Source organism: Solirubrobacter soli DSM 22325, assembly GCF_000423665.1.
In the GTDB taxonomy this organism is placed as follows: Bacteria; Actinomycetota; Thermoleophilia; order Solirubrobacterales; family Solirubrobacteraceae; genus Solirubrobacter; species Solirubrobacter soli.
In genome coordinates, this window is record NZ_AUIK01000008.1 from 479,974 (window position 1) to 499,375 (window position 19,402).

14 protein-coding genes are annotated in these 19,402 nt (G+C 73.0%); 10 read left to right on the plus strand and 4 right to left on the minus strand.

The window, feature by feature from the left end; genetic code table 11:
* From G569_RS0106485 to G569_RS0106500, 4 genes are read left to right on the plus strand one after another with little or no spacing between them, the layout of a single operon-like run.
* Window positions 1-1,260 (plus strand): FAD-dependent oxidoreductase, encoded by a 1,260-nt coding sequence (locus G569_RS0106485; protein WP_028062818.1) that lies wholly within the window; start codon window positions 1-3, stop codon window positions 1,258-1,260.
* Window positions 1,260-1,793 carry a DUF1269 domain-containing protein gene (locus tag G569_RS0106490; protein WP_028062819.1) on the plus strand — a complete coding sequence of 178 codons (534 nt, stop codon included), beginning with the start codon at window positions 1,260-1,262 and terminating at the stop codon, window positions 1,791-1,793. The genes G569_RS0106485 and G569_RS0106490 overlap by 1 nt, the downstream gene beginning before the upstream one ends.
* A 48-nt stretch (window positions 1,794-1,841) precedes the next feature.
* On the plus strand, window positions 1,842-4,025 hold the full coding sequence (locus G569_RS57390) for a S8 family serine peptidase (RefSeq protein WP_084284329.1): 2,184 nt from the start codon (window positions 1,842-1,844) through the stop codon (window positions 4,023-4,025).
* Entirely contained in the window at window positions 4,022-4,825 is an 804-nt protein-coding gene (locus tag G569_RS0106500; RefSeq protein ID WP_028062820.1) for a substrate-binding domain-containing protein, read from the plus strand. Before G569_RS57390 ends, G569_RS0106500 begins: the two co-directional genes overlap by 4 nt.
* A 4-nt stretch (window positions 4,826-4,829) precedes the next feature.
* On the opposite strand, the gene G569_RS46085 is transcribed toward G569_RS0106500, so the two are convergent.
* Together G569_RS46085 and G569_RS0106510 are read right to left on the minus strand one after the other, a co-directional pair.
* Window positions 4,830-6,632 (minus strand): alkaline phosphatase, encoded by a 1,803-nt coding sequence (locus G569_RS46085; protein ID WP_084284332.1) that lies wholly within the window; start codon window positions 6,630-6,632, stop codon window positions 4,830-4,832.
* Window positions 6,633-6,698: 66 nt separating this feature from the next.
* The gene (locus G569_RS0106510; protein WP_157591854.1) at window positions 6,699-7,577 is read right to left on the minus strand and encodes a hypothetical protein; all 879 of its coding nucleotides are present in this window, start codon (window positions 7,575-7,577) and stop codon (window positions 6,699-6,701) included.
* Between the two features lie 43 nt (window positions 7,578-7,620).
* Here G569_RS0106510 and G569_RS0106515 point away from each other — a divergent pair, with 43 nt between their 5' ends.
* From G569_RS0106515 to G569_RS0106540, 6 genes are all read left to right on the plus strand, one after another.
* Entirely contained in the window at window positions 7,621-8,949 is a 1,329-nt protein-coding gene (locus tag G569_RS0106515) for a dihydrolipoyl dehydrogenase family protein (RefSeq protein ID WP_028062822.1), read from the plus strand.
* Window positions 8,950-9,003: 54 nt separating this feature from the next.
* Entirely contained in the window at window positions 9,004-11,223 is a 2,220-nt protein-coding gene (locus G569_RS0106520) for a hypothetical protein (protein WP_028062823.1), read from the plus strand.
* 71 nt (window positions 11,224-11,294) lie between these two features.
* Window positions 11,295-11,747 carry a hypothetical protein gene (locus G569_RS0106525; RefSeq protein WP_028062824.1) on the plus strand — a complete coding sequence of 151 codons (453 nt, stop codon included), beginning with the start codon at window positions 11,295-11,297 and terminating at the stop codon, window positions 11,745-11,747.
* Window positions 11,748-11,776: 29 nt separating this feature from the next.
* Window positions 11,777-12,061, plus strand: coding sequence for a hypothetical protein (locus G569_RS0106530; protein ID WP_028062825.1), 285 nt, complete (start codon window positions 11,777-11,779; stop codon window positions 12,059-12,061).
* 62 nt (window positions 12,062-12,123) lie between these two features.
* On the plus strand, window positions 12,124-16,704 hold the full coding sequence (locus G569_RS0106535) for a DUF6531 domain-containing protein (protein WP_028062826.1): 4,581 nt from the start codon (window positions 12,124-12,126) through the stop codon (window positions 16,702-16,704).
* The gene (locus G569_RS0106540) at window positions 16,701-17,168 is read left to right on the plus strand and encodes a HEAT repeat domain-containing protein (RefSeq protein ID WP_028062827.1); all 468 of its coding nucleotides are present in this window, start codon (window positions 16,701-16,703) and stop codon (window positions 17,166-17,168) included. The genes G569_RS0106535 and G569_RS0106540 overlap by 4 nt, the downstream gene beginning before the upstream one ends.
* Here G569_RS0106540 and G569_RS46090 read toward each other — a convergent pair.
* Window positions 17,161-17,757 (minus strand): DUF4291 domain-containing protein, encoded by a 597-nt coding sequence (locus G569_RS46090; RefSeq protein ID WP_053225950.1) that lies wholly within the window; start codon window positions 17,755-17,757, stop codon window positions 17,161-17,163. The two genes, G569_RS0106540 and G569_RS46090, sit on opposite strands and share 8 nt — an antisense overlap.
* Complete coding sequence (locus G569_RS62270; RefSeq protein ID WP_064750273.1) at window positions 17,715-19,385, minus strand: protein kinase domain-containing protein; 1,671 nt, start codon at window positions 19,383-19,385, stop codon at window positions 17,715-17,717. Before G569_RS62270 ends, G569_RS46090 begins: the two co-directional genes overlap by 43 nt.
* Window positions 19,386-19,402 lie beyond the last annotated feature (17 nt).

Here is a 19,402-nt window from a genome sequence, read left to right on the forward strand (position 1 = left end):
ATGGACGTCCTGATCGCAGGCGGCGGGATCGCCGGGCTGGAAGCGCTGCTCGGGCTGCGCGAGGTGGCCGGCGACCGCGTGCGGCTGACCCTGGTCGCCCCGGGCGCCGAGTTCACGTACCGCCCGATGGCGGTGGCCGAGCCGTTCGCCGTCGGGACGGCGCGTCGGGTCCCGCTCGCCGACGTCGTCGCCGACGCCGGCGCCGAGCTGATCGCCGACGGTCTGGCGGCGGTCGACGACGGTGCGCGGCGGGTGCGGCTGAGCGGCGGCGCCACCCGTGGCTTCGATGCGCTGCTGGTCGCGACCGGCGCACGCGCCGTGGCAGGTGTCGAGGGCGCGATGACGTGGTGGCCCGACGGCGACCCGGAGACCTACGGCGGCCTGCTGCGAGACCTCGAGGAGGGCTACTCGAAGCGGCTCGCGATCGTCGTCCCGCCGGGAGCGACCTGGCCGCTGCCCGCCTACGAGCTGGCGATCATGACCGCGGGCGAGGCGCGCGACCTCGGCCAGGACGATGTCGAAGTAACCGTCGTCACGCCTGAGCGGACGCCGTTGTCGCTGTTCGGCGAAGAGGCGGGCGCCGCCGTCGCCGAGGAGCTCGAACGCGCCGGCGTGCGGCTGATCACCGGCGCGGTCGCCCAGCGTCGCGACGGCGGGCTGGTGCTGGAGCCGAGCGGCGAGCACCTGGACGTCCAGCGCGTCGTCGCGGTCCCCCGCCTGGTCGGCCCGGCCGTCGAAGGCCTGGCCGCGGACGACGAGGGCTTCCTGCTCACCGGCGAGGACGGGCTCGTCGAGGGCGCGGAGCGCACGTGGGCAGCGGGCGACGGGGTCGACTCGCCGCTGAAGTTCGGCGCGCTCGCCACCCACCAGGCACGCGTCGCGATCGCCGCGATCGCGCGGCTCGCCGGCGTGAGCGATCCGCCCGACCCCGGCGAGGCGGTGATCGAGGGCCGGCTGCTCGTCGGCCTCAAGAGCCGCCGGCTGCGCGGGCGCGGCGACGCCGAGAGCGCGCCGCTGTGGTGGCCGCAGGGCAAGGTCGCCGGCCAGTACCTCCCACGCTGGCTGGCCGGCCACGGGTTCGCTCCGCCGCCCGCCGCCGAGCCCCCGAGCGACGAGGGCATCCCGGTGCGCCGGTCGGTCCGTGCGATGGCGGGCGCCGAGGCGAACTACCTCTTCGACGTGCGCCGCCGCTACCGGATCGACGACCCCACGCTCGCCTCGCTCGGCCGGGCGATCCACCAAGCGAAAGGAAACTCCTGATGCCATACGACACCTTGCTCGTCTACGTGGGGGTCTACGAGCGCGTCGAGGACGCCGAGGCCGACTACCAGCTCGTCAAGGAGCTGCACACTGACGCGGACCTGATCGACGCGTACGACGCGGCCGTGATCGAGCGCCGCGACGGCGGGAAGACGAAGATCGTCAAGCGCCACGAGACCCCCACGCGGGTGGGTGGCGTGCTCGGCGGCGGCATGGGCCTGGCGACCGGGGTCGTCGTGGCGCTGTTCCCGTTCGCCGCCGTCGGCGGCGGGCTGCTCGCCGGGACGACCGCGGGCGGCGCGATCCTCGGCGCCGTCGCGGGTCACGCCGCGGCGGGCATGAGCCGGCACGACCTCAAGGAGCTCGGCGAGCATCTCGACACCGGCGAGGCGGGGCTCGTGGTCGTCGCGCTCTCGGACATGGGCGGCAAAGTCGAGGCGGCGATGCAGCGCGCCGAAAAGCTGGAGACCAAGGAGATGAAGGCCGACGCGGCCGAGCTCGAACGCGACGCTGCCGAGGTCGCCGCGACGTAGGTGCGTGCACCCTTGACCCTCGTGTTGGCCGGAGGAACATCGGCGGGCATGGGAGCGCTCACGACACCCCGAATGGTGATCGCCGCTTCGGCGGCTCTGCTCGCACTCCCGGCCGTGGCCAGGGCGCAGGAGCCGCAGGTCCGGCTCGCCGCCCCGGCCTCGTGTCCGGTCAATGTGAACTGCATCCCCGGGTTCAAGCGTGTCTACGACTTCGACCCGACGAGCTCGTTCGTCAAGCTGCCGGTCGCCGACGGTGGGGTGCAGGCGCTCGACGACGGGATCGCCGAGGTCGCCGAGGTGTTCACCTCCAACCCGCAGCTGTCGCGCCCGGACATCCTGCCGCTGGCCGACGACAAGCGGATGATCTCCAGCGACCACATCGTGCCGGTGGTGCGCAGCAGCCTTCTGAAGACCTATGGCCCGGCGCTGCGCAAGCGCCTCGACGCGGCGTCGGCGTTGCTCACGACGCTGCGGCTGCGCGGGCTCAACCAGCAGGTGATCGACGGCCGGTTGCCGGAAGCGGTCGGCGGCGAGTTCATCGACGCCAACGGTCTCGGCGGCCCGGCCCGGCACACGCGCCGCGGACCGGTCATCGTCCTGGGCTGGCAGGCGTTCGACGAGAACGAGACGCTCGCGTACCTCTACGCGGCGGCGCTCCGGGGCGACGGCTTCCGCGTCCGCGTGCGCCCGTCCGGCGGCCTCCGGCCGGAGACCGTGGCCGCGTTCAAGCAGCGCAAGATCGACATCTGGCCGGGCTACTCCGGGTCGCTCCTCGGCTACCTGGGCGGCAAGTCGCTGCGCAGTTCTCTCGCGCGGTTCGGGGCGACCGCGATGCGCAAGTCGCCGGCCCAGGACCGCAACAGCTTCGCGATGTTGCGCGACGTCGCCACCCGGCTCGGCGTCACCAAGCTGTCCGACCTCGCGCGCTATTGGCCGAAGCACTCCGTCAGAGCGCTGAAGGCGCGAGCCGCGGCCGCGCCCGAGGCCCTCGAGGAGGAGCAGTGGGCCGTCGCCCCCGACGTCGTGATCAACCTACCCGAGGCCTGGAACCTCACCAGCGGCGCCGGGGTCACGGTGGCCGTGATCGACTCCGGTGCCCGGATCGAGCATCCCGACCTCGCGCCGAACATCTGGACCAACTTCAACGAGGTCCCCGGCAACGGGATCGACGACGACAACAACGGCTACATCGACGACGTCCACGGCGTGGACCTGTCCAGCACGCAGCCCGGCCAGGACGTCTCCGACGGCTTCGGCCACGGCACGCACGTCGCCGGGATCATCGCCGCGGCGCGCAACGGTCGCGGGGTCGTCGGCGCCGCCCCGCAGGCCAAGCTGATGATCATCAAGGCCCTCGGCAACGACGGCTCCGGGACGACCGGCTCGGTCGCGGAGGGCATCCGCTACGCGGTCGCCAACGGCGCGCGGATCATCAACATGTCGTTGACCAGCACCGAGAACGATCAGCGCGTGGCCGACGCGGTGCAGACCGCCGCCGCCGCCAACGTGCTCGTCGTCGCGTCCGCGGGCAACGACTCCAAGGACATCGACACGCAGCCCGCCTATCCCGCGGCGCTGGCCGCCCCGAACCTGCTCGCCGTCGCCTCGACCGATCCGGCGAACGGGCGCGACCTGAGCAGCTACTCCAATTACGGCAAGCTCACCGTGCAGGTGGCCGCGCCGGGGGCGGACATCCTCTCGACCGCCAACGACGGCGGCTACGTGGTCAAGAGCGGCACGTCGATGGCCGCCCCGATGGTCGCCGGCGTCGCAGCGCTCGTCGCCGCCGCCAGCCCGGGGATCAGCGCGGTCGACCTGCGCGCGGCGCTGATGGCGAACGCCGCGCGGTCGGATCTGCCGGTCGCGGCGGGGTACGTCGACGCGCTCAACACGGTGCTGGCCGCGACCGGGAAGGTCGGCTACACGCCGCCGCAGCCGCCGTCGATCAAGATCCTCAGCGCGACGAGCAAGAAGCGCACCACCAAGGTCCAGGTCGGGGTCTCCGGCTCCACGGCGGCGGTTAAGCGCTACCGCTTCACGCTCGGCAACGCCAGAGCCGAGGTCCAGGCCCGGCGTTCGCAGTTCAGCGTGAAGATCAACCGCGCCGCGTCACGCGTCAAGGTGGATGCGATCGACGCGTCCGGGAAGGTGCTGGCGAGCGCCACCCGCAAGGTCACGGCGCAGCGCGCCGGGAAGCGCCAGGTCGGCTCCGGGGGAAGGGTGGGCACGTGATCCGTTCGCTCGTCGCGCTGCTGGTGGTCGCGGCCGTGCTCGCCGGCGCGGCACCCGCACGCGCGCAGACGACGCTCACCCTCGGCGGCGACCAGGTCGTCCAGGCACTGCTCGCCGACCTCGCCTACTTCTACCGCCACTCCACCCCCAACCCGCCGAGCTTCGCGCTCTCGGGCGGCAACACCGCCACGGGCATCGCCGACACCGAGCGCGGGATCGCGGACGGGGGCCTGGTCTCACGCCCGCTGCAGGCCGGCGACCCGGCCGATCTCGTGCTGACGCCGCTGGCGACGAGCGGCATCTGCCTGATCTCCAGTCGCCGCAACCCGGTACCGGGCATCACCCGCGCGCTCCTGCAGGACATCGTCGCAGGGCGCGTCACCGACTGGAGCCAGATTCCGGGCTCGAAGGTGACCGGCCCGATCGTGCCTGTCGGCCGCGCGCTCAACACGGGCGCCGGGCAGGTGTTCCAGTCGGTGTTCGTCGACCCTGCCACACCGGTCGCCTGGAAGCCCCTGACGGTCCTGACCTCCGCGGCGGTGCGCGACTACGTCGAGCAGACCCCGGGCGCGTTCGGGTACGTCGACCTGGCGCTCACCGCGCCGGTGCACGCGATCCCGTACGAGGGGATCGCGTGCACCCGGTCGACGATCGCGAACGGCACCTACCCGGCGCACCGCCCGCTCGGCGTGGTCACCCGCGGGAAGCCGCGCGGCGCGATGGCCCGGTTCCTGAAGTGGGCCACCACGTCGCGCAAGGCACGGCAGGCGATCGCGACGCGCTACGTCCCGGTCGGTTGAGGTTCTACGGGTTCGTCGTCGACAGCGTGAACGTCAGCGACTTCGAGTAGCTGCCCGTGCGCAGCGCGTCGGCCGCGCCCACGTGCTGCTTGAAGTTGATCGTGACCGGGTCGTTGGAGACGGGGCCGGTCCAGGTCGACTTCGAGAAGGCGACCTCGAGCGCGGACGGCAACGAGAACGTGCCGTTCATCAGGTGGCCGGGGTCGGAGACGGTGAGCGCGGCGTCGCCGGCGCTCGAGACCACGTTGGCCGAGGTCGAGGCGGTGTAGTCCTTGGCGACGCCGGGGGTGAACGCGCCGAACGACGGGTTGGCGCCGAGCGACAGCGCCAAGGTCGCCGGGACGGTGGCGCCGACCGGGGCCTGCGCCGTGCTGGTGGCCGCGCCCCGCGTGATCGTCAGCACGGAGAAGATGTCCGTCTGGTCGATCGTGCCCTGGATGTCCGCGGCGCGCGGGCCGGAGGCCCAGACCGGGACCTGGGCGCCCGTGTGGTGCTGGGAGCCGGACGTGGTCGCGCCGGCGCCGGTGTCCGCGGTGCCGTAGGAGACGCGGATCGGGCTGTTGTCGACGGTCTGCAGCGTGGCGAAGCTCGTGCCGGTCGCGGGCGGCGAGGTGTTGTAGGTCATCTGCGACGTGTGGGCGTGGTCGGCGGTGACGATCACGAGCGTGTCGGGATGCGCGGCCTGGTAGTTGAGGGCGACGCCGATCGCCTCGTCGAAGCCGAGCGTCTCGCCGATCTGGCCGCAGACGTCGGCGGCGTGGTCGCGCTTGTCGATCGAGGCGCCCTCGACCTGGAGCACGAAGCCGTCCTTGTCCTGCTCGAGCAGCGAGAGCGCCTTGGTCGTCATCTCGGGGAGCGAGGGCTCGTTGCCGCGGCTCTGCGGCTGGCACTTCGTCGTCTCAGACCCGCCCTGGACCTGGATGTCGCGGTTCGGGTTGGCCGTGTAGTAGGCCTGCGTGCGGGCGTACAGCGGCGCGTACTCGGTCGTCATGTTCGACGAGTTGAAGAGGCCGAGGACCTTGGCGCCGGGCTGGACGCCGGACAGGCCCTGCTTGTCGGACACGTACGTGTAGCCCTTGCTCTTCGCGTAGTCGATGACGTTCGTCGTCCCGCCCGCGGCCAGCGCCTGCTCGTAGCGGGCGCGACCGCCGCCCAGGTAGACGTCGAAGCCCTGGTCGACCTGCTGCTCGGCGATCGAGCCGAGACCCGGCGTCGCCGCCGTCTTGGCCTCGGTCGGGCACGTGGTGCGCGTGTCCGCCGGGCCCTGGCAGGCGCGTTGGGAGATGTGCGAGCTCGGCCCGGCGGGCGTCGCGTCGGTGATCTCCGCGGTCGAGACGTTGCCCGTCGCCTTACCCGCGTCACGCGCGAGCTCCATGTAGGTCGTGTACCCGGCGTTGGCGCCCGGGACGTTGTCGGCGGTCGACGGGCCCTGCGAGAGCCGGCCGTCCTGCGTGCGCTTGCCGGTCGACCACGCGGTCGCGGTCGGCGCCGAGTCGCCCACGTAGTTGGGCGCGTAGTTCGGCCCCGGGCCGGGCCGCAGGACGTAGTGGATCGAGCTGCCGCGGAAGGCGAGCTTGTCCATGTTCAGCCGCCCGTTGGCGCCCTTGCCGTAGTAGCGGGCGAGGGTGACCTCCGAGTCGCCCATGCCGTCACCGACCAGCAGGATCACGTTCTTCGGCTTGTTCGCGTCGATCTTGCTCGCCAGCTCAGCCGTCTTGTCCGGCCCGGCGGCGCCGATGGCGACGCCACCCGCGGCCGCTCCTACGGCCACGCCCAGCGCCACGGCGCCCATCCTCATCGCTCTCATGAGCCCGGATGCTGGTCCAACGGCACTCGCGGCTCGTGATCGTTTCGTGAAAGCTAGATGAGAAGATCACCGCCAGGTCAGGGCGCGCAGCTCGGGTCCGGCCGAGAGCAGCGTCAGCACCCGCTTCGCGGGCAGGGCGTCGAGGTCGACGACCGCGGTCATGATCTCCCGCTCGCCGATCTCGCGTTCCTCGACCGACGCGTCCTTGAACGCCCGCTGGAGTTGCTTCTCGAGCGCGTGCACGTGGCGGATCAGCCGCGGCGCGCCGCAGATCCGCAGCTCGAGCGCGTCCGGCTCGGTCGCCGAGTGCGCCAGGCCGACGCCCACCGCGGCGTCGGACCCCATCTCCGCCGGGCCGACGATCGTCTGCGCGAGCACGTCGCCGAGGCAGGACTGCACCGCGCTCTGCGCGTTGGGGGTGATCGCGCTCGTCTCCGGGTTCGCGTCGGCCAGCGCGTCCGCCGCGGCGCCCTCGACGCCGAGGATCACGCCGTCCGCGCCGCTCGGCACGCCCTCGAGGTCCGCGACGCCCTCGCCGCGCAGGACGGTCGCGTCGCGCCCCACCTGCACCGCGGAACTCGCCGCGCCGCTCGGCACATCGGCGACGACCGCCGCACCGCGCCCGAGCACCGTTTGCAGCAATGCCTCCTCGTCGAACGGCAGCGAGACGTCGCCGAGCTGGTCGAGCGCGACGTAGGAGAGCCGGCTCTGCGCCGCCGGGCCGTCGGGGATCCGCGTCAGCGCGGCGGACGTGGGCGGCGCGGGCGCGTGCGCCTGGGCGCCGGTGAGCGGCCGCGGGGTCGCCGTCGGGCGGCCGGCATCCTGCGTGGAATCCCCGCCGCCGAACGCGCAACCGGACAGCAGGACGAGGGCGGCGAGCGCGCAGACGCGGGGATGCATCCCGGCAGCTTGGCCGACCCGCGAACCGCCCTTCGTGAAAGTCATGTGAAAGCCACATAAAGGGGTCAGGCCCCTTTATGTTGCGGGCATGGACTACGACGTCATCGTGATCGGCGGCGGCTCGCCAGGCGAGCACACCGCGGGGGCGCTGGCCGAGGGCGGCTTGCGGGTCGCCATCGTCGAGCGCGAGCTGGTCGGAGGCGAGTGCTCCTACTACGCCTGCATCCCGTCCAAGACGTTGCTGCGGCCCGGTGAGGCCGTGCAGGGCGCCCGCGAGGCCGCCGGCAAGGCGGAGGTCGATGTGGAGGCGGCCCTCGCCTACCGCGACTTCATGGTCTCCAACTACGACGACACCGGGGCGGCGAAGTGGGTGACCGACAACGGCATGACGCTGCTGCGCGGGACCGCCAAGCTCGCCGGTACCGGGGTCGTCGAGGTCGGGGACGCCCGTTACACGGCCGAGCACGTCGTGCTCGCCAACGGCGCCGACCCGGTGATCCCGCCGGTCCCCGGCCTGCGCGAGCTCGACGGCGTCTGGACCAACCGCGAGGCGACGGGGATGAAAGCGGTGCCGCGGCGGCTGATCGTCCTCGGCGGCGGCCCGGTGGGGACGGAGCTGGCCCAGGCGGTCCGCCGGTTCGGCGGCGAGGTCGTGCTGATCGAGCGCGGCGAGCGGGTGCTGGCGCGCGAGGCAGCGCAGCTCGGCGACGCGCTCGGCGAGGTCCTGCGCAAGGACGGGATCGAGCTGATCCTCGGCGCGGGCGCCGCCTCCGCGGCACGCGACGGGGAGGACTACGTGATCACGCTCGACGACGGCCGCGAGGTGCGCGGCGACAAGCTGCTCGTCGCGACCGGGCGGCGCCCGCGCGTGCACGGCATCGGCCTCGAGACGGTCGGGATCGAGCCCGACCCGCACGGTGTCCCGGTCGACGCGACGCTGCGGGTCGCCGAGCGCCTGTACGCGGTCGGCGACGTCACGGGCCTGTTCCCGCTCACGCACGTCGGCAAGTACCAGGGGGACGTGCTCGCGGCGAACCTGCTCGGCGAGCGCCGCGAGGCCAACTACGACGCGGTCCCGCGCGTCACCTACACCGACCCGCAGGCCGCCGCCGTCGGCGCCACCGAGGCGCGGTTCAGCGCCACCGCGAAGCTGGCCGAGGTCGCCAAGACCGCCACGTACACGCACGCGTACGCGGAGTCCAACGGCTACCTGACCTTGCTCAGCGACGGCGAGCGGATCACCGGCGCGCACGCGCTCGGGCCGGAGGCGGGCGAGTGGCTCCAGCAGGCGACGCTCGCGATCCGCGCGCGCATCCCGGTCGACATCGTCAACGACACGATCCAGCCGTTCCCGACGTTCTCGGAGATCTACGTCGCGGCGCTGAAGGCACTGCGAAAGGCGATCGCCGCGGCGTAAGTTCGGGGTCGCCCACCGATTGTCAGGGCGCACTCAGGAGGGTCTCATGCTCGGATGCGCACAGCCGAGCGGAGACCGAAGCGGACCGACGCGGCGCCCCGGACGGCGCCGCGTCCCGACGCGCTCGGCCCCGCCGGGCTGCTGGCGCTGCAGCGCGGCGCGGGCAACGCCGCCGTGGCCCGGATGCTCGCCCGCGAGCCCGTTGCCGAGGCGCCGGCGGCGGCCGAGAAGGGCTACGACTTCGAGGTCACGATCGACACGCGGCCGATGCGCTTCCACGGGCTCACGCCGGTGGAGGCCGTCAAGAAGCTGCGTCTGGTGTGGCGGATGGCGCACGACATGCTCGACACCGGGCGGGCGGAGAATCAGCGGCAGGTCGAGCGCCGTCAGGAGCACCGGATCGCCGGCTTCTGGTCGGACCTGCTCGGCGGGGCGGAGCTGCCGGACCCCGACATGTGGAACGAGGTCGGCCGCGGAGCGCTGGCCGACGTGCGCGACGTGCTCGACTCCACCGACGCGGCCCTGCAGAAGAGCTGGGCGGCGGGCGAGGCGCTGATCGACCGCGGCCTCCCGCCGGAGCTCGAGCGCAACCCGTTGATGCAGGCGGCCCTGGCGTTCGACGCCACGCAGGAGCGGATCGAGCGCGCGACGCGGCTGCTGGAGAAGGCCGCGGCCGACCTGCGCGAATGCCAGCGCAAGCTCGACGAGTACGTCGACGCCTCGATCCAGGGCGCGTCGCGGGCGATCACGGGCATCAAGGTGACGATCGTCGTGCTCGAGGCGGGCGCGGGCGGCGCGGCCGCGAGCGCGGTCAAGGGTGCCGGGCTGCTCGGGCAGGCGGCGATCGGGGCCGGGACGACCGCCGGGCTGGGCGCCGCCGAAGAGACGTTCAACCAGATCGGCGAGATGCGGATCGGCGAGCGCGAGCACTTCGACGTCGCCAAGATCGGCAAGCGCGGCGCCAAGGACCTCGTCACCGGGTTCGTCGGCGGCGTGATCGGCGGCAAGTTCTCGCAGGTGCTCGGCGGGCGGCTGGCCAAGTGGGGCGCGACGGTCTCCGACGAGGTGCTCGCCGCGAACGGGCTCTCGCGCGCCTCACTCGCCGCCAACGGCCCGCAGTTGTTCGCCGATTGGGTCGCCGGCAGCGTCGCGTCCTCCCCGTTCACGACCGCGACCGGCGCGCTGATGGACCGCGCGCTCGAGGGCAAGTGGACCGTCAAGACCTGGGGCGACTTCGCCGACCACGTGCTCGACGACATGATCACCAGCGGCGCGATGGGCGGCTTCCTCACGTTCGCCGGCCACGCCGTGAGCAAACCGGCGGCGAAGCCGGTCGAGCCGGCGGCCGGTCGCGGGCCGGTCTCTGACGGCGTCCCGCAGGCGATCCACGAGCCCGGTCCCCCGCCGGAGGCGCTCGTCGGCGCCGTCGAGCGCGCCAAGGCCAAGACCACCGCCAAGCCGCCGTCGGCCGCGCGGCCGCGGACCGAGGAGGACTACGCCGGCAGCCGCCGCCCGCGCAGCAAGGGCGCGCGGCCGTTTCACCACAAGGACCCCGTGGCGCCGGTGCGTGAGACGAAGATCAAGCCCGACGACGGGCGCAAGTACCACGAGTCCGCGGAGAAGGTGCGCGCGGAGGTCGGCAAGGCGCTGCGCGAGGTCCGGCGGGCGGCGGTCGAGAAGGCGAAGGAGAGCGGCGTCCCGCCCGAGATCGACGGGCTGATCGCGGAGATCGCCAAGACCGACGCCGAGTTCGCGGGCAAGGTGCGCGAGTACTACGAGGCGATGTCGAGCGTCGACTTCGTCCAGGAGCAGATGGTCTTCCTGTGGGAGCAGGCGCGCATCAACAAGCGGACGGTGGCCGAGGAGCTGCACGAGCGGATCGGCGGCGGCCGCGAGCCGAACGAGTTCCGCACGCCGAAGAAGGGCACGCCCGAGGAGGAGTTCGCCCAGTTCCTCGCGATCATCAAGGATCCGCGGATGATGGTCGACCTGCCGTTCTCCGGCATCGACCACGGCGCCCACATCCACGCGTTCCAGCAGTACCTCGGCGACCAGCTCTGGGGCGCCGGCAAGGGCCTCGAGTTCCGCCTCAAGCTCGCCGAGCTCAAGGGACCGGCGAAGACCCACCGCGCGGGCGGGACCGACCAGTACGACGAGCCGTTCTGGGCGCAGCTCTGGGACGAGCTCTTCGACTCCTTCGGCCAGATGAACAGCCCGGAGAAGCTGTTCAACATCCTCATGACCCACCTGGACTTCCCGTACTGGGACTCCTAGGCCGGGTCCCAACCGCAAGTTGGGTCCTGGGACTCTCGTAGGACCCCCCGCTTCTGGGCACCATCGTGACCATGGGCGACGAACTCAAGGGCATCGAGGAGGACGTCCGGTTCAACTGGGCCGGTGCGTCGTCGCTCGAGCAAGAGCTGCGTTCGACCGCCGGGACCCTCGACAGCCAGGTCCCCCAGCGCAACGGGTACGCCTCACACGCACGTGAGGAGTGGCGCGGGCTGTACTCGCGCCAGTTCGCCCAGCGCATGCGGATCTGCACCTCCGACGCCGGGCGTCTCTCGGATGCGATGACCCTGGCGGCCAATCAGGTCAAGGAACTGGCCGAGGCCGCGCGGCGCGAGCAGGATCGCCGCGAGAAGGCGCGCGAATGGAAGCGCAAGCAGGACGACGAGGGCTTTCTCGACAAGGCTGGGGACTTCCTGTTCGGCGAGGACGACAAGCCGCCGATCCCCCCGCCCGAGCCGCCCCCGCATTTCGTCACCCCGGCCCCGGGCACCCAGGGACGGGAATAAGCAGTGACCATCGCTGAAAGGAGCGAATGATGGCCGGACGTGTGCTCTCCACGGAGCAGGCAAAGAGCGCGATTCAACAGGTGCAGGGGATCATCAACGGCGGGCTGGTGGAGCAGATCACCAAGCTCGACGCGCAGGGCAAGATCCTGTCCAACCCGGACGTCTGGGACGGGCCGCTGGCGCAGACGTTCCGCGACTCGACGTGGCCGGAGACCAAGTCGGCGCTCGACAAGGCGCACACCGAGCTCGATCAGCTGCGCGAGCAGCTGCAGAAGATCGCCACGAACATCATGACCGCCGGCGGGGGCGCCTGAACACGCCGATGTGACGAGCGGCGCCCGGCGGGGGCGCCGCTCCCAAGGACGGGAGGTGACCGATGGGTACGAGTTCCGCGCGTCCGGATGACCTGGACCGCTTCGCCGCGCGCAGCCGCGGCGCCGATGACGTCCTGCGCACCCACAAGGGCCGCTTGCGCAGCGACTATGCGAGCTTCCTCGACGGCACCGAGTGGGGCGTGCTCGACATCCACTCGCTGCTCGCGGGCTTCGGCACGTTCGTCGAGTACAACGAGATCGACGCGCGCTGGGTCGCCAAGATCGCGCAGGCGTTCCGGCACGCGGGCGGCGACGGTCAGGTCAAGACGCTCCCGGACTCGGCGATCCACGCCAGCCTGAAGGCCGCGGGCCTGCTCGGCGGGCGCGCGCACGTCACCTTCGACGACCCGGTCGCCTACGGCATGCCGCCCACCACCGGCTACGCCAACGACCCGGTCAACACCGCCTCAGGCAACTTCGTCGAGCTCGAGGACGATCTCCCGTTCGACGGCCTGCTGACCGGCCTGCGCGTCGCGCGCATGTACAACAGCCGCTCCGATGCCGTCGGTGCCTTCGGCCCGGGTTGGTCCTGCTGGGCCGACGCGCGGCTGATCGCCCGCGCCGACGGCGCCGAGTACATCGGCCCCGACGGCCAACGCGCGCTGTTCCCCCGCATGGGCGCCGGCTACGGCCGCGTGCTCGGTGTCGCCGGGCTCGTCGAGCCCGGCCCGTCCGGTCTCGTGCTGCACCGCTTCGGCGGTGAGCGGTGGGAGTTCGACGAGGCGGGCCTGCCGGTCCTCGCCACGAGCGGGCCGGGAACCGACGTGCGCTTCGAGCACGCCGACGGCCGCGTCATCGAGCTGCGCCACCCGGGCGGCCGCAGCGTGCGTCTGCTCTGGGACGGCGACCGCGTCACCGCCCTCGAGGCCTCCGACGGCCGCACGGTCAGCTACCGCTACGAGGACGGCAACCTGGTCGAGGCCGACGGGCGCCGCTACGAGGTCGGCGACGCGGGCAAGGTGCTGTCGGTCACGGATGCGGACGGCGTCGTCGAGCTCGCCAACGCCTACGACGACGACGGCCGCGTCATCCACCAGCTCTCCCCCTTCGGCCGCAACACCCTCTTCGCCTACCTCCCCGGCCACGTGACCGTCACCTCCGACGACACCGACGGCCCCGCCAACGTCTACATCCACGACACCCACGGCCGCCTCGTCTCGCTGATCGCCGGCGACGAGACCCGCGTGTCGTTCCAGTACGACGCGCTCGGCAACCCGGTCGCCGTGACCGACCGCAAGGGCGCCGTCACCGTCCAGGAATGGGACGAGCGCGCGAACCTCGTCCGCCGCGTCCTGCCGACCGGCGTCGAGATCGGCTTCACGCACGACGACCAGGACCGCGTCGTCGACGTGACCGCCTCGACCGGCGGGCGCATCACCCACGTCTACGAGCGCGACGAGCGCAGCCCCGCCGAGCTGATCGACGCCGAGGGCGGCGTCACCCGCATGGACGTTCGCGGCGGGCTCGTGCACGCCATCACCGACCCCGACGGCGTGCGCCTCGAGTTCGGCTTCGACGCCGACGGCAACCTCGTGTCCGCCACCGACGCCGACGGCAACACCGCGCTGCTGGAGCGCGACGCCGCGGGCACGATCGTCGCCGCGGTCTCCCCGCTCGGGCGCCGCACCACGTTCGTCGCCGACGCCGCGGGCCGGCCGGTCGAGCGCCACGAGCCGGGCGGCGCGATCTGGCGCTACGAGTACTCGGCGGCCGGCCGCGTGACCGCGATGGTCGACCCGTCGGGCGCGCGCGTCGAGACCCGCTACGGGGAGCACGGCGAGACCGCGGAGACCGTCGACCCGCTCGGCCGCGTCACCCGCCACGCCTACGACGTGCTCGGCAACCACACCAAGGTCGTCGAGCCCGGCGACGCCACCTGGCGCTTCGCGTACGACGAGCTCTGCCGTCTGACGCGGATCTCGGACCCGACCGGCGCGACCTGGCTGCGCGAGTACGACGCGGGCGGGAACCTGACCGCCTCGGTCGACCCCGCCGGCACCCGCTTCGAGGCCACCTTCGACCGGCTGAGCCGGGTCACCGGGATCTTCGACGGCGTCACCTCCGCGAGCTTCGACTACGACGTGCTCGGCCGGTGCGTCGCCAACTCGCGCCCCGACGGGACGACGGCGCGCGCCACGTACGACCGCATGGGCCGGATGACGGCGAGCGAGGACCCGCTCGGCGGCACCACGCAGACCGAGTTCACCGCCGGAGGCCGGGTGTCGCGCGTGACCGAACCGGCCGGCGCGGTCACGACCTTCGAGTACGACCGCTGCGGCCGGCCCGCGGCGCGCGTGGACGACGTCGGCCGCCGGTGGGCGTTCTTCTACGACGCCGATGGTGCGCTCGTCGAGTCGCACTCGCCGGACGGCGACGTCGAGCGGTTCGAGTACGACGAGGCCGGACGGCTGGTCGAGCGTCACGTCCCCGGGCACGGCCTGACGCTGTACGCGTACGACGACCGCGGCCAGACGGTCGCGATCACCGACAGCTCGTCCGGCACGCGCCGCTTCGCCTACGACGCCGCGGGCCAGCTCGTCGCGGCCACCGACTCGGGCGGCGGCGTCACGCGCTTCGCGTATGACGAGCGAGGCCGCGTGACCGAGATCACCGATCCGCTCGGGGCGACCCTCCGGCGCGAGTACGACGGCGCGAACCGGCTCGTCCGCGAGGTCGACGCCCTCGGGCGCGAGACGACGTGGGAGTACGACGCCGCAGGGCGGCTCGTGGCGCACGTGGACGGCGCGGGCCGGCGGCGCGAGTGGCGCTACGACGCATCAGGCAGCGTGTGCGCGTTCGGCGCCGCGGGGGCGGAGCCGGTGCGGATCACGCGCGACGAGCTCGGCCGCACGACCGCGGTCGTGGAGCCGGGCGGGCGCACGCACGCCTACACGTGGGACCGCGCCGGCCGGCTGCTCGAGCGGCGCCGCGACGACCTCGCGCTCCAGTACGGCTACGACGACTACGGCCGCTGCGCGTTCATCGGCCTTCCGGACGGCTCGCGCACCCACTGCCGCTACGACACCGAGGGGCGGCTCATCGCCTCGACGGGGACGCCGGAGCTCCGGGTCGAAGGCGAGTACGACGCGGCGGGTCAGCTGATCGCGGCCGGCGACCGGTCGTTCAGCTACGACGCCGGCGGGCGGCTCGTCCAGGAGCGCTCGCCGCTCGGGACCGTCGACTCCTCCTACGACGCGGCGGGCCAGCTCGTCTCGCGCGGCGGGACGCGCTTCGCATACGACGGCTCCGGCCGGCGCGTGCACGACGGCGAGCGCGAGCTGCGCTGGGACGCGCTCGGCCACCTGGCGGGCGTCGGGGACGTGGAGGTCGACGTCGACGCGCTCGGCGAGCTGGCCGCGGTCGACGGCGCCGCGGTCATGTGGGACACGGCCGACCCGCTCATGCCGCTCGTCTGGCTGGACGGCCGCGCGCTCGTGGGCGACGCGCCGGCCGCCGATCCGCGCGACCCGTTCGGCGCGCCCGTGGGCGACGCGCCGCGCGACCCGTTCGGCGCGCCCGCGGAGTCGCAGCTGGGGCTCGGCTACCGCGGCGAGCTCGAGTTCGCCGGGCTGACGTGGCTGCGCGCCCGCGCCTACGACCCGTCGACCCGCGCGTTCCTCTCCCCGGACCCGCTCCCGCCGGTGCTCGGCACCGCCTACTCGGCCAACCCGTACCACTACGCGGGCAACGACCCCCTGGGCAAGGTCGACCCGCTCGGCCTGCGTCCCGTGACCGAGCAGGAGCTGCGCGACATCCGCGACCGGATGGGCCAGAGCTGGATCTCGCGCAACAAGGACTGGGTCATCGCGGGCGCGTTGATCGTCGGCGGCGTGGTCGTGATGGCCACGGGCGTCGGCGGGCCGATCGGCGCCGCGATGATCGGCGGCGCGCTGCTGAGCGCGGGCTCCAGCGCCGCGGTGCAGAAGGTCACGACGGGCAGCGTCAACTACAAGGAGGTCGCGGTCGCGGGCCTCGTCGGCGGCCTGGCGGGCGGCGCGGGCGCGTACCTCGGCTCGGCGCGGGCGCTGGCGACGATGAGCCCGGTGATGCGCGGCGTGGTCGCCGGCGGCGCGAGCAACGTGCTCGGCGGCGGCGTGAACCGCGGCATCCACGGCGACAACCCGTTCGACCCGGCCGGGATGGCGACCGACCTGGTCGTCGGCGGCGCGACCGGCGGCGTCGGCTGGCGCCTCGGCCGCAACGAGCCTGAGGTCTACTACCGGGGCATGAGTCCAGAAGAGCTTGCGAGCGTGCGCTCGGTGAAGGGCATCACGCCGCGCGGCGAGAACTTCGTCACCCAGGACCGGGCGTACATCGAGCAGCTCGCGGCGCGCCATCCGGGCACGTACGACAACATCGTGCGCTTCGAGATGCGTCCGGGTACGACGGACGCGATGGTCGACGCGGGCGCCACGAGCCGCTCCGCGCTGATCGACAACAACCCCGCGTACTCCGACCTGCCGCGCATGCCCAAGGGCGACACCACCCACATCCACATCAAGGGCGAGGGCTCGTCGGTCAACTACGGCCTGCGGCGCGACAGCGCGGACATCTTCAACTCGAATATCCAGGGCATCCGGTGACCTGCGAAGAACTCGACGAGCGCATACGGGCGTGGCAGGTCTTCGGCGAGAAGGCCGATTGGCTCGACGAGCAGAGCGGCCTCGAGCCATGCATCGCCGCGGCATTGGACGCGAACCGCGCGTCCGGTGACTGGCCGACGTTCGAGAAGTACGTGATCGCGGCGCTGCGGCATCCGTCCGCGACGTACACCGAGACGCTCGGCGCCGTGCTCGACGAGCGCCGGGACGACGTCAATGCCGAGGACATCGTCTCCGCGCTCGAGGAGGCGCGCGACCCCGTGGCGATCCCGGCCCTGCGGCGGGCGATCACGTGGGATGCCGACGAGTTCGGGCAGCTGCAGCGCAAGGCGGTCTGGGCGCTCAGCCACATCGGGACGCCGGAGGCGCTCGCCGCGATCCGCGAGACGGTCACGCCGGACATGCCCGAGAAGGTCGTCGAGGCCGCCGCGCAGGCGCTCAGCTGACGCCGACGGCCGCCGCCGCGGCGGCGGAGAGCTCCAGCGGCCGTTCTTCCGGCACCAGCCGGGCCGCCGCTGCGAGGTCGCCGGCCCTGACCAACCCGGCGACCTCGCGCGCGAGCGGCGTCACGTCCTCGATGCCCGTGATCCACTCGTCGACGTAGCGGCCGACGGCCTCGCCGCCGAGCCCGACCTGGATCGCGCGGTGCTCGAGGCGCTGGAGCGCGACGTCGCGCTCCGGGTCCCACTGCACGCGCACCGGGCTGGCGTGCTTGCGCTCCTTGGACGCCTCGTCCGCGAGGCACGAGTGCTCGAGCGCCCAATCGAAGCCCGCGCGGGTGATCGTGATCGCCAGCACGCGCTCCTGGCCGGGCTTCTCCGCCCACCCACAGCGGTACATCATCCAGTTGAACGACGGCTTGATCCACGTCATCCGCTCACGCTTGAACGGGGACACGAACGTCCCGGCCCGCAGCGCGGGCTCGGCGATGGCGGGCGAGTACGCCTGGTAGACGACCAGCGTGTCGTCGTCGTGCCTGGCCCTGACCTGCCTCAGCACCTGGTGCTCTTCAGCCCGGCCTTCGAGATCCGCCATGTCCCTCCGATCCTGCGCAGCTCGTACGTTCCCGACCAGTCGTGGCAACCGCTGCGGACCGCGTCCGTCCGCAGCTTGACCACGCGGGCCGTCGCGGTCGTGGGTGAGGTGATCGTCGGAGCGACCTCGAGGTCGAAGTCGACCAGCCCGTCGCGCTTCTGCGCCTGGATCCACCGTGAGCGGGCCTCGGCATCCTGGAGGTTCGGCGCGAAGCGGTCGTAGGCCGCCGCGAAGTTGCCGGACTGGATCGCCCGCCAGTGGCGCGCGATCGCGCGCTCGACGTCGCGCTCCGCCGGCGCGGCCGTCGGCTCCGCCGTGGGCGTCTCGGTCGATTCGGGCGTGGGCGTCTCGGTCGATGCCGGGCTCGGCGTGAGCGTGGGCGACGGGGTCGCCGTCGCGGTGGGAGTGGGTGCCGGTTTCGGCTTGTCGCCGCCGAACGCGACGAACGCCCCCGCGGTCGCCGCCACGAGCACGATCGCCGCCGCCCCGAGCACCCACGCGCGCCGCCGCTCCCACCACGTCGGCTCGGGCTCGTCGGGGATCACCGGCCGCTCCGCCCGCACGGGCCGAGGCCGCAACCGCGTCTCGCTCGCGGCCGAGCGCGCCGCGCCGCCGCCCGCCGCGCCGCCGCCCGTCGCTCCGCCGCCGCCCGCCGCGCCGCCGCCCGTCGCTCCGCCGCCGCCCGCCGCTCCGCCGCCCGCCGCGCCGCCGCCGCCCGCCGCGCCGCCGCCGCCCGCCGCAGCGCCGCCCGTCGCTCCGCCGCCGCCCGCCGCACCGCCGCGCGCCCCCGCGGCCGTGGACGGGCGCGTCGTCGCCCGCGCCAGCCGCCGCGCCTCCTCGATCGCGGCACGCGCCGTCTCACCCGCGCTGTCGTAGCGCTGCTCCGGGTCGCGGGCGCGGGCGCGGGCGATCACCGCCTCGATCGTGGGCGGGAGCGGGATGTCGCCGGCGGGCTGATCGCCCCACAGCTGGCCGATGCCCGGTGTCCGGCCGGTGAGCATGAACAGGAAGACGCAGCCCAGCGAGTACACGTCGGTGCGGGCGTCGACTTCGCGGCCCTCCATCTGCTCCGGGGCGGCGTATTCGAGGGTCCCGCCAACGAGCTCGTCCTCCCCGCGCGGCGCCCCGGTGAGCTGCTTGGCGAGTCCGAAATCGGTCAGGAGGGCCCGCTCGCCGACGACTAGGATGTTGCTCGGCTTGACGTCCCGGTGCACGACCCCCATCGCATGGGCCGCGTCCAACCCGCCGGCGATCTGAGCCAGCAGGGCGAGCGCGCGCTGCGGCATCAACGGTCCCTCGCGCTCGACCAGCCGTTCGAGGTCGACGCCCTCGACATACTGCATGACGAGGTATGGAGCGCCGTCGACGTCACCGAAATCGTGCACGGTCACGACGTTCGGGTGCTCGATGCGCGCCGCGGCGGTGGCCTCGATCCGGAAGCGCTCCAGATAGCGGCGGTCGCGGGCGAATTGCGGCGTGATCAGCTTCACCGCCCGCGGCAGGTCGAGCGTGACGTGGATCGCGCGATAGATCACGCCCATGCCGCCGCGCGCGATCTCCTCCTCGATCCGGTAGCGGCCGTCCAGCACCGTCCCCGGGTTCAGCGCATCGACTGCCGGGCCCTTCATGGGGGAAAAGCGTAGGC

Bases quoted from the DNA above. Each gene is read 5' to 3' on its own strand.
- G569_RS0106485 (WP_028062818.1), top strand. From the start codon at position 1: ATGGACGTCCTGATCGCAGGCGGCGGGATCGCCGGGCTGGAAGCGCTG.
- G569_RS0106490 (WP_028062819.1), top strand. From the start codon at position 1,260: ATGCCATACGACACCTTGCTCGTCTACGTGGGGGTCTACGAGCGCGTC.
- G569_RS57390 (WP_084284329.1), top strand. From the start codon at position 1,842: ATGGGAGCGCTCACGACACCCCGAATGGTGATCGCCGCTTCGGCGGCT.
- G569_RS46085 (WP_084284332.1), bottom strand. From the start codon at position 6,632: ATGAGAGCGATGAGGATGGGCGCCGTGGCGCTGGGCGTGGCCGTAGGA.
- G569_RS0106510 (WP_157591854.1), bottom strand. From the start codon at position 7,577: ATGACTTTCACGAAGGGCGGTTCGCGGGTCGGCCAAGCTGCCGGGATG.
- G569_RS0106515 (WP_028062822.1), top strand. From the start codon at position 7,621: ATGGACTACGACGTCATCGTGATCGGCGGCGGCTCGCCAGGCGAGCAC.
- G569_RS0106520 (WP_028062823.1), top strand. From the start codon at position 9,004: ATGCGCACAGCCGAGCGGAGACCGAAGCGGACCGACGCGGCGCCCCGG.
- G569_RS0106525 (WP_028062824.1), top strand. From the start codon at position 11,295: ATGGGCGACGAACTCAAGGGCATCGAGGAGGACGTCCGGTTCAACTGG.
- G569_RS0106530 (WP_028062825.1), top strand. From the start codon at position 11,777: ATGGCCGGACGTGTGCTCTCCACGGAGCAGGCAAAGAGCGCGATTCAA.
- G569_RS0106535 (WP_028062826.1), top strand. From the start codon at position 12,124: ATGGGTACGAGTTCCGCGCGTCCGGATGACCTGGACCGCTTCGCCGCG.
- G569_RS46090 (WP_053225950.1), bottom strand. From the start codon at position 17,757: ATGGCGGATCTCGAAGGCCGGGCTGAAGAGCACCAGGTGCTGAGGCAG.
- G569_RS62270 (WP_064750273.1), bottom strand. From the start codon at position 19,385: ATGAAGGGCCCGGCAGTCGATGCGCTGAACCCGGGGACGGTGCTGGAC.